Below are 14,091 nucleotides of genomic sequence, written 5' to 3'. Positions count from 1 at the left end.
CAGGTCTAAACGCATGACTTTGAAACAATTTTAATAAAACTTAATATTTGTTCAAGAAATCTTCATCCAGAATTGTGAAGACTTTGTCAAAAAAAGAGCGAAAACCTTAAATTTCTCAATTATATATACAATTTACAGTTAGATTTCTTTTGATATTTTTATTGCCAACTTCGGAATGCTCATGATAATCTATCTATGTAAACGGTTACACAAACAAGGAGGAGCTGTTTTGGCTACAATTAAAGATGTCGCCGGAGCGGCGGGCGTTTCTGTTGCGACGGTATCCCGCGTCCTGAATGACAACGGCTATGTACATGAAGAAACGCGAACGCGTGTCGTAGCGGCGATGGAGAAGCTGAACTATTACCCGAATGAAGTCGCCAGATCTCTTTATAAAAGAGAATCCCGGCTGATCGGGCTTTTGCTCCCGGATATCACAAACCCTTTCTTCCCCCAGCTTGCCCGCGGTGCGGAGGATGAATTGAACCGGGAAGGCTATCGCCTTATTTTCGGCAACAGTGACGAGGAATTAAAAAAAGAACTTGAGTACCTTCAAACCTTTAAACAAAATCATGTCGCTGGCATTATTGCCGCAACGAATTACCCGGATCTTGATGAATACAGCGGCATGAATCACCCTGTCGTTTTTCTGGACAGAACACCTGAAGGCGCTCCTTCTGTGTCCAGTGACGGCCATACAGGAGGAAAATTAGCTGCCGAAGCCATCATTCACGGAAGAAGCAAGCGCATTACGCTCTTGAGAGGCCCCGCTCACCTGCCGACCGCTCAAGACCGCTTTAACGGCGCTTTGGAGATCTTACAGCAGGCCGAAGTTGATTTTCAGGTCATCGAGACGGCTTCATTTTCTTTCAAGGATGCGCAATCGATGGCGAAGGAGCTGTTTGCCTCATATCCTGAGACAGACGGTGTGATAGCGAGTAATGATATTCAGGCCGCTGCGGTTTTACATGAAGCATTGCGGCGCGGAAAAAACGTGCCGGAGGATATTCAAATTATCGGCTATGATGACATTCCGCAAAGCGAGCTGCTGTTCCCGCCTCTGTCTACAATTAAACAGCCTGCATATGACATGGGCAAAGAAGCAGCCAAACTGCTTTTGCGTATCATCAAAAAACAGCCGCTGACAGAAACGGCGATTCAAATGCCCGTCACCTATATAGGAAGAAAGACGACAAGAAAGGAAGATCATGATGCGTAATATTTGTGTGATTGGAAGCTGTTCTATGGATTTAGTGGTCACCTCGGACAAACGCCCAAAAGCCGGTGAAACAGTACTTGGCACGTCGTTTCAGACTGTGCCGGGCGGTAAAGGAGCAAATCAGGCCGTTGCTGCTGCAAGACTTGGCGCCCACGTGTTTATGGTTGGCAAGGTCGGAGACGATCATTATGGAACAGCCATTTTGGATAATTTAAAAGCAAACGGCGTTCGCACCGATTATATGGAACCGGTTACACATAAAGAAAGCGGAACCGCCCACATTGTGCTTGCTGAAGGTGATAACAGCATTGTCGTCGTCAAAGGTGCGAACGATGACATCACCCCATCTTATGCGATTGACGCGCTTGAACAGATTGAAAAGATCGATATGGTCCTGATTCAGCAGGAAATCCCGGAGGAAACGGTTGATGAGGTGTGCAGATACTGCCATTCTCACGATATCCCGATCATGCTCAACCCGGCACCGGCCCGCCCGCTGAAGCAGGAAACAATTGATCACGCCACCTACCTCACGCCGAATGAACACGAGGCGTCGATCTTATTCCCTAGGCTTACCGTTTCTGAGGCCTTGGCGCTTTATCCGGCGAAGCTCTTTATTACAGAAGGAAAACAAGGCGTCCGCTATTCAGCGGGAAGCAAAGAGCGGCTCATCCCGTCCTTCCCTGTTGAGCCTGTTGATACTACCGGAGCCGGTGATACGTTTAACGCAGCCTTCGCCGTTGCTCTGGCGGAGGGAAAAGACATTGAAGCTGCATTGCGGTTTGCCAACCGTGCCGCTTCCCTTTCTGTCTGTTCCTTCGGCGCCCAAGGCGGAATGCCGACAAGAAAAGAAGTAGAGGAGCTGCTGTCATGAAAAAACACGGTATACTGAACAGCCATCTTGCCAAGCTTTTAGCCGATCTTGGCCACACTGATAAAATTGTCATCGCGGATGCGGGGCTGCCCGTTCCTGACGGCGTTTTGAAAATTGATCTTTCACTGAAGCCGGGTCTCCCGGCTTTCCAGGATACAACGGCAGTGCTCGCAGACGAGATGGTCGTCGAAAAAGTCATTGCTGCATCTGAAATAAAAGCTTCTAATCAGGAGAATGCGAGATTTCTAGAGAATCTTTTTTCAGAGCAGAAGATTGAATACCTTTCTCACGAAGAATTTAAGCTGCTGACAAAAGAAGCAAAAGCAATTATAAGAACAGGTGAATTCACACCATATGCAAACTGTATCCTGCAGGCGGGTGTGCTTTTCTAGAAAGGAGGATGGGACATGCAGATTGAAATGAAAGACATTTATAAAGCATTCGGAAAAAACCAAGTGCTGTCGGGCGTTTCCTTTCAGCTCGTGCCCGGTGAGGTTCACGCATTAATGGGAGAAAACGGCGCCGGCAAGTCCACGCTTATGAACATTCTGACAGGCCTGCATAAATCGGATAAAGGGCAAATCAGCATAAACGGAAACGAAACGTATTTTCCCAATCCGAAGGAAGCGGAAAAGCATGGAATCGCTTTTATCCATCAGGAATTGAATATCTGGCCGGAAATGACCGTTCTTGAGAATCTATTTATCGGAAAAGAGATATCCTCTAAGCTGGGTGTTCTACAAACGAGAAAAATGAAAGCGCTAGCAAAAGAGCAATTTGACAAACTGTCTGTCTCTCTTTCTCTTGATCAAGAAGCGGGCGAGTGTTCCGTCGGACAGCAGCAAATGATCGAAATCGCAAAAGCGCTCATGACCAATGCCGAGGTAATCATTATGGATGAACCGACAGCAGCGTTGACGGAACGTGAAATCAGCAAGCTATTTGAGGTCATTACAGCGTTAAAAAAGAACGGCGTATCCATTGTATACATTTCGCACCGCATGGAAGAAATTTTTGCGATTTGCGACAGAATCACCATCATGCGTGATGGAAAAACCGTAGACACAACAAACATCTCAGAAACCGATTTTGATGAAGTCGTCAAAAAAATGGTCGGCCGCGAGCTGACTGAACGATATCCGACACGCACCCCTTCTCTCGGCGACAAAATATTCGAGGTGAAAAATGCCTCCGTCAAAGGACGTTTTGAAGATGTCAGCTTTTATGTTCGTTCCGGTGAAATCGTTGGTGTTTCCGGATTGATGGGAGCCGGCCGGACAGAAATCATGAGAGCGCTGTTCGGCGTTGACAGGCTGGACTCGGGTGAGATATGGATCGCGGGAAAAAAGACGTCCATTAAGAACCCGCAGGATGCGGTGAAAAAAGGGCTCGGCTTTATCACAGAGAACCGCAAAGATGAAGGGCTGCTGCTCGACACATCAATTCGCGAGAATATTGCTCTGCCCAATTTGTCCAGTTTTTCTCCAAAGGGCCTCATTGATCACAAACGGGAAGCTGAATTTGTCGATCTGTTAATCAAACGCCTGACCATCAAAACGGCATCATCTGAAACGCATGCACGCCATTTATCAGGAGGCAACCAGCAAAAAGTGGTGATTGCCAAGTGGATCGGCATCGGGCCGAAAGTGCTCATCTTGGATGAGCCGACCAGAGGTGTGGATGTTGGCGCCAAACGGGAGATTTATTCGCTGATGAATGAGCTGACAGAACGCGGCGTCGCCATCATTATGGTGTCATCAGAGCTGCCGGAAATTCTCGGAATGAGCGATCGCATTATCGTTGTCCATGAAGGCAGAATCAGCGGAGAAATCGATGCGAAGAAAGCAACACAAGAACGAATTATGACACTTGCCACGGGAGGGCGGTAATATGAAAACAGAACAACTGCAAACAGAACAAAAACGGATCCACTTCGACGGAGTCATGCAAAAGCTCGGCCCGTTTCTCGGTTTATTTATTCTCGTGATCATTGTATCTATTTTAAATCCCAGCTTTCTTGAACCGCTGAATATTTTAAACCTGCTTCGCCAGGTCGCTATTAACGGATTAATCGCGTTCGGCATGACCTTTGTGATTTTAACAGGCGGCATTGATCTTTCTGTCGGCGCTATTCTTGCCCTGTCCAGCGCTTTAGTTGCGGGAATGATTGTATCTGGTGTCGATCCGGTTCTTGCGATTATCCTGGGCTGTATCATTGGTGGCGTACTCGGCATGATCAACGGACTATTGATCACAAAAGGAAAAATGGCGCCCTTTATCGCCACGCTTGCGACCATGACTGTGTTTCGCGGACTGACGCTTGTGTATACAGACGGAAATCCGATTACCGGACTTGGCACAAACTACGCTTTTCAGCTGTTCGGGCGCGGTTACTTTTTAGGCATTCCTGTACCGGCGATTACGATGGTTCTTGCCTTTGTCATCCTTTGGGTGCTTCTTCATAAAACACCGTTCGGACGCCGAACATACGCAATCGGAGGCAATGAAAAAGCCGCGCTCATTTCAGGCATTAAAGTGACGCGCGTGAAAGTGATGATCTATTCTTTAGCCGGGCTTTTATCCGCCCTTGCCGGCGCCATATTGACTTCCCGCCTGCATTCTGCACAGCCGACTGCCGGGGAATCGTACGAACTGGATGCTATCGCAGCGGTCGTCTTAGGCGGAACAAGTCTTTCCGGCGGCCGCGGACGCATTGTCGGCACGTTAATCGGGGTGCTGATCATCGGCACACTTAATAACGGGCTCAACCTGCTTGGCGTCTCATCGTTTTACCAACTGGTTGTCAAAGGGATAGTCATCTTAATTGCGGTACTATTAGACCGCAAGAAGTCAGCATAGGAGGGTTTTTCATATGAAAAAGGCTGTATCCGTCATTTTAACGTTATCATTGTTTTTATTAACTGCCTGTTCGCTTGAGCCTCCCCAATGGGCAAAGCCGTCAAACTCGGGCAACAAAAAGGAATTCACCATCGGCTTGTCCGTCTCAACGCTTAACAATCCCTTTTTTGTCTTATTAAAAAAGGGTATCGAAAAAGAAGCTGAAAAACGGGGAATGAAAGTCATCATTGTCGATGCACAAAATGATTCATCAAAACAGACGAGTGACGTAGAAGACTTAATTCAGCAAGGTGTCGACGCATTGTTAATCAACCCGACTGATTCCTCGGCGATCTCAACGGCAGTAGAATCTGCAAACTCAGTCGGTGTGCCCGTCGTAACAATCGATCGTTCCGCCGAACAAGGAAAAGTTGAAACTCTCGTTGCTTCTGATAATGTCAAAGGCGGTGAAATGGCCGCAGAATTCATTGCTGACAAACTTGGAAAAGGAGCAAAGGTGGCAGAGCTTGAAGGCGTGCCCGGCGCATCTGCCACACGGGAACGCGGCTCAGGATTTCATAACATCGCAGATGAAAAGCTTGACGTTGTCACAAAGCAATCAGCTGACTTTGACCGCACCAAAGGCCTGACTGTCATGGAAAACCTGCTGCAGGGACATCCGGATATCCAAGCTGTTTTTGCTCACAATGATGAAATGGCGCTCGGTGCTCTCGAAGCAATTAACAGCTCGGGAAAAGATATTTTAGTGATCGGTTTTGACGGCAATAAAGATGCGCTCGCTTCCATTAAAGACGGAAAGCTCTCAGCCACTGTCGCCCAGCAGCCTGAATTGATCGGTAAACTGGCTACAGAAGCAGCCGATGATATTTTGCATGGGAAAAAAGTGAAGAAATCCATATCTGCACCTCTCAAACTAGAAACACAAAAATAATTGCCAAGGATCAGATCTTTATCTGATCCTTTTTTATGTTTAGGAATCTGTGAAAACGTGAATAGGGATATAGAATGAACTATTTCTCTTACGTGAGGAGAGGAACGAAATGAACAAAACAACAAAAATATTATCCACTCTGGCACTTGCAGCCGGAATGACTGCGGCTTCCGCAGGAGGCGCAAGCACGATCCATGCACAGCAGCCAGAAACAACTGTAAGCATTGATGATTTATACAGCTATCCGATTGATTCTTATTTGGTGTCAGCAGAGGCCCTAAATGTCAGAACGAAGGCTTCCCCATCAAGTCATAAAGCCGATACGCTGCACTTAGGCGACAGCTTAAAGCTGATTTCCTTCGCAAATGCTGACTGGGCAAAGGTTCATTATAAAAACGGCAAAACAGGCTTTGTCTCCACTCATTACATTGTAAAAGCTGCGACAACAGTAAAAACCAAAACAAAAACAAAAGTATATACATCCGCTGAAGGAAAGAGCATCAAGACTCTTCCAGCAAACACAAGCGTTTCTTTTTTAGGCTGGAGTAAAACGAAAAAAGGCGGTTTTGATTTTGATTGGGTATTCGTTGATTACGGCGGAGCGACAGGCTATATGAAAACAAAGGATTTACACATGACAAAATAACTGAAAGGGATTCCGTGTCTATGCGGAATCCCTTTTATTATGAATTGATTTGTCACATCCCCGCGATATTTCTCAGGAAATATTGTCGTATGCCATGCCGAAACCATACATGATCATCGACATTTTTGTTCACGTTAAATAATGGAGGTGTAGATATGGATCAATTTGAAGCAGCATATGAATCGTATAAGGCTCAGCAAACAAACGGCGAACAGCAAGCTGTTCCAGCTGGACAAGAAGAAATTATTGCAGTCAGAAGAAATGAGGATGACAATATTATCGCAGTGAAAACGAACACAGGAAGAGAGCTCGACTATCCCACTGCGCTGTCAGAAGCACAAGCGGGAAAACTCGCTCATGTTGATGTCTTCCATAAATACGGACGTGATATTTTGCGAAGTGAACCGGACGGCATAAAGGAAAATAATCTGTCAGAGCTGCCGGATTTTTAATTATAGAAAAGCCCTGCCGCATGCTGGACAGGGCTTTTCTTTTAAGCGAAAGGCTGCTGGATGTATTCGGCTAGCCGTTTTGCACTGAGGGAAATATCCTCTGCAGTTGCATAGTTCACGCCATAGAACACATATGGAGGCAGGTATTTCGTGCCGATCAGATTGCTCGTGGCCTGAAATGGTTTCAAAAGCTCACTAATCGAGTAATGATTTGCTCCGCCAGCTTGATATTTTTCCGCTTCGCTCCCTGTTGAAACAGCCAGCATCAGCTCCTTGCCATGCAAGGCGTTTCCTTCTGAACCAAAGGCCCAGCCGTAAGTCAGCACAAGATCCTGCCATTTTTTTAAGAGCGGCGGAGAGCTGTACCAATAAAACGGAAATTGGAAGACAATCCTGTCGTATTGCTCACACAGCTGCTGCTCCTTCGCAACATCTATCGCTTCATCCGGGTATTCCTTATAAAGCTCCCGTACTGTAATATTGTCATGTTTACCTAATTCCTCTACCCACGCCTTATTAACAACTGAGGTTTCCATATGAGGATGAACTGCTAAAACCAATATTTTCATCAGACCACACCTTTACCCTTTTGACGTTATTTTATCTAAAATCAGGAAAAGAGCCAAATAAAAAGAAAGCCCTGCACAGAAAGGCTTTCTTTTTTCCTTTATTCAGGGCTTCCTTCAGTTGTTTCGATATCTTTAGCAAAATCAGGGTTATCCAGATTCGCATTAAAGAACTCCGCTGTATTCGGAAGTCTGAGATTCATGTTCATTTTTTGAGAGATCGTAACCGTACAATCCTCAAGCACATAGTCAAAAACGTGTCCGCCTGAATTGCGTCCTTCATCAATGAAGTGCAGGTGATAGCCAGATACGGCGATTCCGTTAGCATAAGCCGGTGTCAGGAAACCTACGATCGTCCCTCTCACGTTGTCGAAGTTGAAAATCGGCTGCGTTTTGACCGCTTCAACCATCGGCACGTAAGGTTTTTCTTGCAGTTCTACCGTTCTTGTCTGCACTTTTTTAAACAACCCGTCAATGCGGATAGCATAAAATAAGTTTTTGCTTGGCAGAATGCTGTTGATCTCTTTTTCAAATTCTTCACGTGTCATTTTCGCATCAATTTTGTGCGTCATGTCCGGTGTAAAGAACGTAAATGAACAGAACGGAGAACGGTCCCCGTTTTGGACCGGTGTGGCAGTTCCGTCTGAACGGAGACGGTAAAATTCGCCGTCAAACCCAATTAGCTCTCCGTCAAGCTTGTTAAAGGTTCCGATACCGAAGTCTCCGTATTTCGGAATCTCTGACAGTTCAAAATCCCCGTCATATACTCCATCTAATAGAGAAGTCATTGTTGATACTTGATAAATCTGGCTCACAGGCTGATCTTTTTGGCCCCGGCTGAGCACTTGAATGTTGCTTTCGCGTTTCATAATTCCCTTCACTCCTTTTGTTTAGTGCTGTTCATCAAACAGTGTCATGATGCGCAGAGTGCTAGAGAGCTTTCGTTTTCATGAGTTCTCCGAATTCTTTCGGAAGCTTGTCACTTGCTAAATTAATGTTATCACTGTAGTCAACCGGGACATCAATGATAACAGGACCCTCCGCGTTCATACCTTGACGCAGTACATCTGCCAGCTGGTCTGGTGATTCTACGCGCAAGCCAGTTGCTCCGAAGCTTTCCGCATATTTCACGATATCGATATTTCCGAAATCGACCGCAGATGTACGGTTATATTTTTTCAATTGCTGGAATGCAACCATGTCATATGTGCTGTCGTTCCATACAATGTGTACAATTGGTGCTTTTAAACGAACTGCTGTCTCTAATTCCATTGCTGAGAATAAGAAACCGCCGTCACCAGAGACTGATACCACTTTTTCTCCCGGTTTCACCAATGAAGCGCCGATTGCCCAAGGAAGCGCAACGCCGAGTGTTTGCATACCGTTACTAATCATTAATGTTAATGGCTCGTAGCTGCGGAAATAACGTGACATCCAAATCGCATGTGAACCGATATCACAAGTCACTGTAACATGATCATCGACTGCGTTTCGCAATTCTTTAACGATTTCAAGAGGATGCACTCTGTCTGATTTCCAATCTGCAGGCACCTGCTCACCTTCATGCATATATTGTTTTAAATCAGAAAGGATTTTCTGCTCACGTTCAGCAAAGTCCACTTTCACAGCATCATGTTCGATATGATTGATCGTGGACGGAATGTCACCGATCAATTCAAGTTCCGGCTGGTAGGCATGATCAATGTCAGCCAGGATTTCATCTAAATGGATGATTGTCCGGTCACCATTGACATTCCAGAATTTCGGATCGTATTCAATTGGGTCATAACCGATTGTCAAAACAACATCAGCCTGCTCAATCAGCAAATCGCCAGGCTGGTTACGGAACAAACCGATACGGCCAAAATACTGATCTTCTAAATCCCTCGTAAGAGTACCGGCAGCTTGATATGTTTCGACGAATGGAAGCTGAACCTTTTTCAAAAGCTTGCGAACCGCTTTAATCGCTTCCGGTCTTCCGCCCTTCATGCCGACTAAAACGACAGGAAGCTTCGCTGTTTGGATTTTTGCAATGGCCGCACTGATTGCAGCATCCGGTGCAGGACCAAGTTTTGGCGCTTCGACAGCACGCACGCTTTGTGTATTTGTGACTTCATTCACAACATCTTGCGGAAAGCTCACAAAAGCGGCCCCAGCCTGACCTGCTGACGCTATTCTAAATGCATTTGTAACAGCTTCCGGTATATTTTTTACATCTTGAACTTCTACACTGTATTTTGTAATCGGCTGAAATAGCGCCGCATTATCCAAAGATTGATGTGTCCGTTTTAAACGATCTGCACGGATCACGTTCCCAGCAAGCGCAACGACAGGGTCACCTTCAGTGTTTGCTGTCAGCAATCCTGTTGCCAAGTTAGAAGCACCTGGTCCTGATGTGACTAACACGACTCCCGGTTTTCCAGTTAAACGGCCGACTGCTTGCGCCATAAATGCTGCATTTTGTTCATGCCGGGCAACGATAATTTCAGGCCCTTTATCTTGTAAAGCGTCAAAAACCGCATCAATTTTTGCACCTGGAATGCCAAATACATGTGTGACACCTTGCTCCGCTAAGCAATCAACAACAAGCTCCGCCCCTCTGTTTTTCACAAGGGATTTTTGTTCTTTTGTTGCTTTTGTCAACACCCTCACTCCTTATTATGCATTTTAAACATAAAATTTTAAATATTTCTTGTGATACGTTTCACTATACACTCTTTGGAAATTGACCTCCAATATCGATTCGCCTTATGATTAATATGTATTACGAATTATTAACCTAAGGAAAGGAATGCATATTGAATGGAGCTTCGCCATCTTCAATACTTTATCGCAGTAGCCGAAGAGCTTCATTTCGGAAAAGCTGCGCGGCGGCTGAACATGACACAGCCTCCTCTCAGCCAGCAGATCAAACAGCTGGAAGAAGAAGTCGGGGTGACGCTTCTGAAGAGGACAAAACGATTTGTCGAGCTGACCGCGGCCGGCGAAATCTTTTTAAATCACTGCCGGTCAGCTTTGATGCAAATTGGACAAGGAATTGAACTTGCACAGCGGACGGCTCGCGGCGAGCACGGCCACCTTGTCATTGGTTTTGTCGGATCTGCTACATATGAATTTCTGCCGCCGATCATCCGGGAATACCGTAAAAAATTCCCCTCTGTGAAAATTGAACTGAAAGAAATCACTTCTTACCGGCAGCAGGAGGAGTTGCTCAAGGGAAATATCGATATCGGCATTCTCCATCCGCCGTTAGAGCATCCGGAGCTGCAAATTGAGACAACCCAGAGCAGTCCATGCATCCTCGCTTTACCAAAACAGCATCCGCTTGCATTAAAAGAATCAATCAACATTACAGATTTGGAAAACGAACCGATCATCACCCTTTCCAAAGAAGCGTGGCCTACGTTATATACCGACTTTATTCAGCTCTGTGAAAACGCAGGTTTTGTGCCAAATATTGTTCAGGAAGCGACAGAATATCAAATGGTAATCGGACTGGTGACAGCGGGCATTGGTATTACCATTGTGCCATCCTCGGCCAGACGGCTGTTTAATCTTGATGTCACGTATCGAAGCGTTGATCATTTTCAGCTCAAAGCAGAATGGATTATCGCGTATAAAAAAGATAGCCAAAACCCTGTACTGGGACAATTTGTGGATATATGCAAATCGTTAAATGAACGGAAATAAAAAAAAGGCGCTCCGTTCACCGGAATCCGCCCGTTTATCGTCAGGATAAAAGATCAAGCTCACTTTTGAGGTAATCAGCTCTTTTTATAATATACTCACATATTACATCCGGCTCACGGTCAAAACGCTCAATATCATTCTTTTTATATGGGTCCATCAGGACAAACGGTCTAATCTGCTCATACATCGCCATTATTTTCGGTTTCATATATTCTATTGTAAAAAGAGATTGGAGCGTTTCTTCTAACAGATGTTTGTAGGACCTGCGAAAATCGGGTTCATCCAATATCCGGGCGGTTAGTGTATTAAATCCTTGAATTCTTACATAATCGGCAGCCATCCGCTCTCCGTGGATATCCCTGCCCCAGGTCGCATCATAATCCCAAGGAATCACCTCAAATAATCCGGTTTCACTGTTTCTGTACAACGCGTAGTTGTGGACAAACCCGTCATAGTTTGAGGTGAACACAATGCCGGCGAGCCAGCGCAAATACTTGTCGATATCCACATGCTTTGTCACTTCTGATTTAAATTGGGCTTTAGGGACAGTATTAATTTTAAAGATCATATCCTGTAAATAAAAATCGTCTTCCTCAGTCCCTGTCTTCTTTTCATATCCATGCTCAAGCGATGTCTTCGTTTCCCTTTCCAAATCGCTCATCAGAGAGAAATTAGCATCATCATCAACCGCGTAAAAAACCGCCCCGTCCGCCAGCTTCCTTTTCGCTAAATAAAATTCGTCGACGGATTCAAGTTCAAGATAAACCCCTTCATTCTTTCCATTCACCTTTAAAAACACAAACTCCGCCTTTGGTGACAGCGTCCCAAGCTCTGAGAAAAAATCCAGGGACAATTTGTTTCTCATCATGGAAGGATCTTTATACTCCGCATTTAAGTGAATCTCTCTCGCGCCGCGGAATGTTTTCGGCTGATAAAAGGAAATATGGTATGACTTCTTTTTGAAGTCTCTGATATGCGATCCCCGGTAAGCGATATCAATATCCAGCCTTTTTTGATTTACCTTCATCACAGCCGGCACCGGATCATCGTCCCATATATCTTTTTTTAATTCACGCAAATCTTTTGGATGAACAAACAGCTGATAAAGCGGCATATTGGATTGGTTCTTCATCCATAATCCCCCTAACAAATTTTAGGCTTTTATTTTTGTGAGATCTCAGCGGAACACTTATACACTTTTAAAAAACGTGCGTACTATGTGGGTAGTAAGGATATTTATCCTTAAAAACATTTTTTAAAAGGAGGATTTCAAATTGGGCCACTATTCCCATTCTGACATCAAAGAAGCGGTGAAATCCGCTAAAAAAGAAGGTTTGAAGGACTATTTATACCAAGAGCCTCATGGAAAAAAGCGCAGCCATAAAAAGTCGTACCGCTCTCACAAAAAATCACGCAGCTTCAAAAAATCGTACTGCTCTCACAAGAAATCACGCAGCCACAAAAAATCATACTGTTCTCACAAGAAATCACGCAGCTATAAGAAATCGTACTGCTCTCACAAGAAATCTCGCAGCTTCAAAAAATCGTACTGCTCTCACAAAAAATCACGCAGCTTCAAAAAATCGTACTGCTCTCACAAAAAATCACGTAGCTTCAAAAAGTCGTACCGCTCTCACAAAAAATCACGCAGCTTCAAAAAATCGTACTGCTCTCACAAAAAATCTCGTAGCTTCAAAAAGTCGTACCGCTCTCACAAAAAATCACGCAGCTTCAAAAAATCGTACTGCTCTCACAAAAAATCTCGCAGCTACAAAAAGTCTTACTGCTCTCACAAGAAAAGGTCTCGCAGCTACAAAAAGTCTTTCCACGCACTCAAAAAAACGTATTATTCTCATGAGAAAACATCTCACAAAAAACATTACAAAAAACCGCACCACGACTACTACAAAAAACATGATGATTATCACAGCAAAAAAGAATTCTGGAAAGACGGCAATTGCTGGGTAGTCAAAAAGAAATACAAATAATACCTTTTCCTTACCATAGGCTGCCGACAAATGTACGGAAGCCTATTTTTCATTTTCCCCTGTATTAGATATATGTCATGACATAACATATGCAACCCGCATTATTTGGTTTCCTTGAAACCATTTCGTTATAATCAAGGTATCCTAACGATAAAGGCGGTTTTTGCTATGTACATATTTCAAGCGGATCAGCTTAGTGCCAAAGACACATACAAGCTATTGTCAGGTGCCGTCATCCCCCGCCCCATTGCTTTTGTGACCACACTTTCTTCAGGGGGAACGGTAAATGCTGCGCCTTTCAGTTTTTATAACGTTGTCAGCTCTGATCCTCCGCTTCTCAGTATTTCTGTTAACAGGGCGGGAGGACGCCAAAAAGATACAGCCCGAAATGCATTAGAGAACGGAGAATTTGTTGTCCATGTCAGTGATGAAGCCATCATTGAAGACATCAATGAAACGGCGGCAAGCTTAGGGCCCGACGAAAGCGAACTCACACGGACCTCGCTTCATCCTGTCGAAAGCAAATCTGTTTCAGTTCCCGGCATTAAGGAGGCACGCATTCGTTTTGAATGCACATTAGAGCGGCATATTGCGTTCGACAATGATCAAGGCGTGACGACAGCAGATCTGCTCATCGGCAGAGTTGTCTGCTTCCATCTGGATGAAAAGGTGTATGATGCCGAAAAAGGGTATGTTTTGACAGATGAATTAAAGCCAGCCTCAAGATTGGCGGGAAACCACTATGCGAAGCTCGGTGAAGAATTTACGCTGGTTCGTCCCAGCTGAACAAAGGGACTATTTAAATAGAAGAAACTAGTCAAAAAGACCTCGTAATCACAAAATGTTGCCTATAAAAAAAGAACACC

14 protein-coding genes and 1 pseudogene are annotated in these 14,091 nt (G+C 44.9%); 11 read left to right on the top strand and 4 right to left on the bottom strand.

The genetic code is table 11. The features are described 5' to 3' along the window. Positions 1-229 precede the first annotated feature (229 nt). The 8 genes from KHQ79_RS06120 (at position 230) to KHQ79_RS06085 (ending at position 6,981) form a co-directional block, all read left to right on the top strand. A complete protein-coding gene (locus KHQ79_RS06120; RefSeq protein WP_225514418.1) occupies positions 230-1,219 on the top strand; it encodes a LacI family DNA-binding transcriptional regulator in 990 nt (329 codons plus the stop codon). Then, positions 1,212-2,093, top strand: coding sequence for a ribokinase (gene rbsK / locus KHQ79_RS06115; RefSeq protein WP_032731661.1), 882 nt, complete (start codon positions 1,212-1,214; stop codon positions 2,091-2,093). The genes KHQ79_RS06120 and rbsK overlap by 8 nt, the downstream gene beginning before the upstream one ends. Then, positions 2,090-2,485 (top strand): D-ribose pyranase, encoded by a 396-nt coding sequence (rbsD, locus tag KHQ79_RS06110; protein ID WP_003235574.1) that lies wholly within the window; start codon positions 2,090-2,092, stop codon positions 2,483-2,485. The genes rbsK and rbsD overlap by 4 nt, the downstream gene beginning before the upstream one ends. Before the next feature lie 15 nt (positions 2,486-2,500). Next, positions 2,501-3,982: a ribose ABC transporter ATP-binding protein RbsA gene (gene rbsA / locus KHQ79_RS06105; RefSeq protein ID WP_225514416.1), complete on the top strand. Its 1,482-nt coding sequence runs from the start codon at positions 2,501-2,503 to the stop codon at positions 3,980-3,982. A 1-nt stretch (position 3,983) separates the two neighbouring features. Continuing rightward, positions 3,984-4,952, top strand: a complete 969-nt coding sequence (gene rbsC / locus KHQ79_RS06100) for a ribose ABC transporter permease RbsC (protein ID WP_003235578.1) — start codon at positions 3,984-3,986, stop codon at positions 4,950-4,952. A gap of 13 nt (positions 4,953-4,965) precedes the next feature. Continuing rightward, complete coding sequence (gene rbsB, locus KHQ79_RS06095) at positions 4,966-5,883, top strand: ribose ABC transporter substrate-binding protein RbsB (protein ID WP_225514415.1); 918 nt, start codon at positions 4,966-4,968, stop codon at positions 5,881-5,883. 109 nt (positions 5,884-5,992) lie between these two features. Next, entirely contained in the window at positions 5,993-6,529 is a 537-nt protein-coding gene (locus tag KHQ79_RS06090; protein WP_225514413.1) for an SH3 domain-containing protein, read from the top strand. A 155-nt stretch (positions 6,530-6,684) separates the two neighbouring features. After that, positions 6,685-6,981: a DUF3892 domain-containing protein gene (locus KHQ79_RS06085; RefSeq protein WP_225514412.1), complete on the top strand. Its 297-nt coding sequence runs from the start codon at positions 6,685-6,687 to the stop codon at positions 6,979-6,981. A gap of 41 nt (positions 6,982-7,022) precedes the next feature. Here KHQ79_RS06085 and KHQ79_RS06080 read toward each other — a convergent pair whose 3' ends face one another. From KHQ79_RS06080 to alsS, 3 genes are all read right to left on the bottom strand, one after another. Beyond that, a complete protein-coding gene (locus KHQ79_RS06080; protein ID WP_225514410.1) occupies positions 7,023-7,550 on the bottom strand; it encodes an NAD(P)H-dependent oxidoreductase in 528 nt (175 codons plus the stop codon). 98 nt (positions 7,551-7,648) lie between these two features. After that, complete coding sequence (gene budA / locus KHQ79_RS06075; RefSeq protein ID WP_225514409.1) at positions 7,649-8,416, bottom strand: acetolactate decarboxylase; 768 nt, start codon at positions 8,414-8,416, stop codon at positions 7,649-7,651. A gap of 61 nt (positions 8,417-8,477) precedes the next feature. Continuing rightward, entirely contained in the window at positions 8,478-10,190 is a 1,713-nt protein-coding gene (gene alsS / locus KHQ79_RS06070) for an acetolactate synthase AlsS (protein ID WP_225514407.1), read from the bottom strand. A gap of 159 nt (positions 10,191-10,349) precedes the next feature. Here alsS and alsR point away from each other — a divergent pair, with 159 nt between their 5' ends. Next, a complete protein-coding gene (alsR, locus tag KHQ79_RS06065) occupies positions 10,350-11,237 on the top strand; it encodes an acetoin biosynthesis transcriptional regulator AlsR (RefSeq protein WP_225514405.1) in 888 nt (295 codons plus the stop codon). 40 nt (positions 11,238-11,277) lie between these two features. Here the strand turns inward: alsR and cotH are convergent, their stop codons facing one another. Continuing rightward, on the bottom strand, positions 11,278-12,369 hold the full coding sequence (gene cotH / locus KHQ79_RS06060) for a spore coat protein CotH (protein WP_003235593.1): 1,092 nt from the start codon (positions 12,367-12,369) through the stop codon (positions 11,278-11,280). Positions 12,370-12,511: 142 nt separating this feature from the next. On the opposite strand from cotH, the pseudogene KHQ79_RS06055 reads away from it, so the two are divergent. After that, a pseudogene (locus tag KHQ79_RS06055) lies at positions 12,512-13,051 on the top strand (CotG/ExsB N-terminal domain-containing protein); the annotation flags it as partial. Positions 13,052-13,393: 342 nt separating this feature from the next. Further along, complete coding sequence (locus tag KHQ79_RS06050) at positions 13,394-14,011, top strand: flavin reductase family protein (RefSeq protein ID WP_060399646.1); 618 nt, start codon at positions 13,394-13,396, stop codon at positions 14,009-14,011. The last annotated feature ends 80 nt before the right edge of the window (positions 14,012-14,091 follow it).

Source organism: Bacillus sp. TSO22 (assembly GCF_020223595.1).
Taxonomy (GTDB): domain Bacteria; phylum Bacillota; class Bacilli; order Bacillales; family Bacillaceae; genus Bacillus; species Bacillus inaquosorum.
Note: the sequence above shows the minus strand (reverse complement) of the source record. Positions and strands in the feature narration are given on the sequence as shown.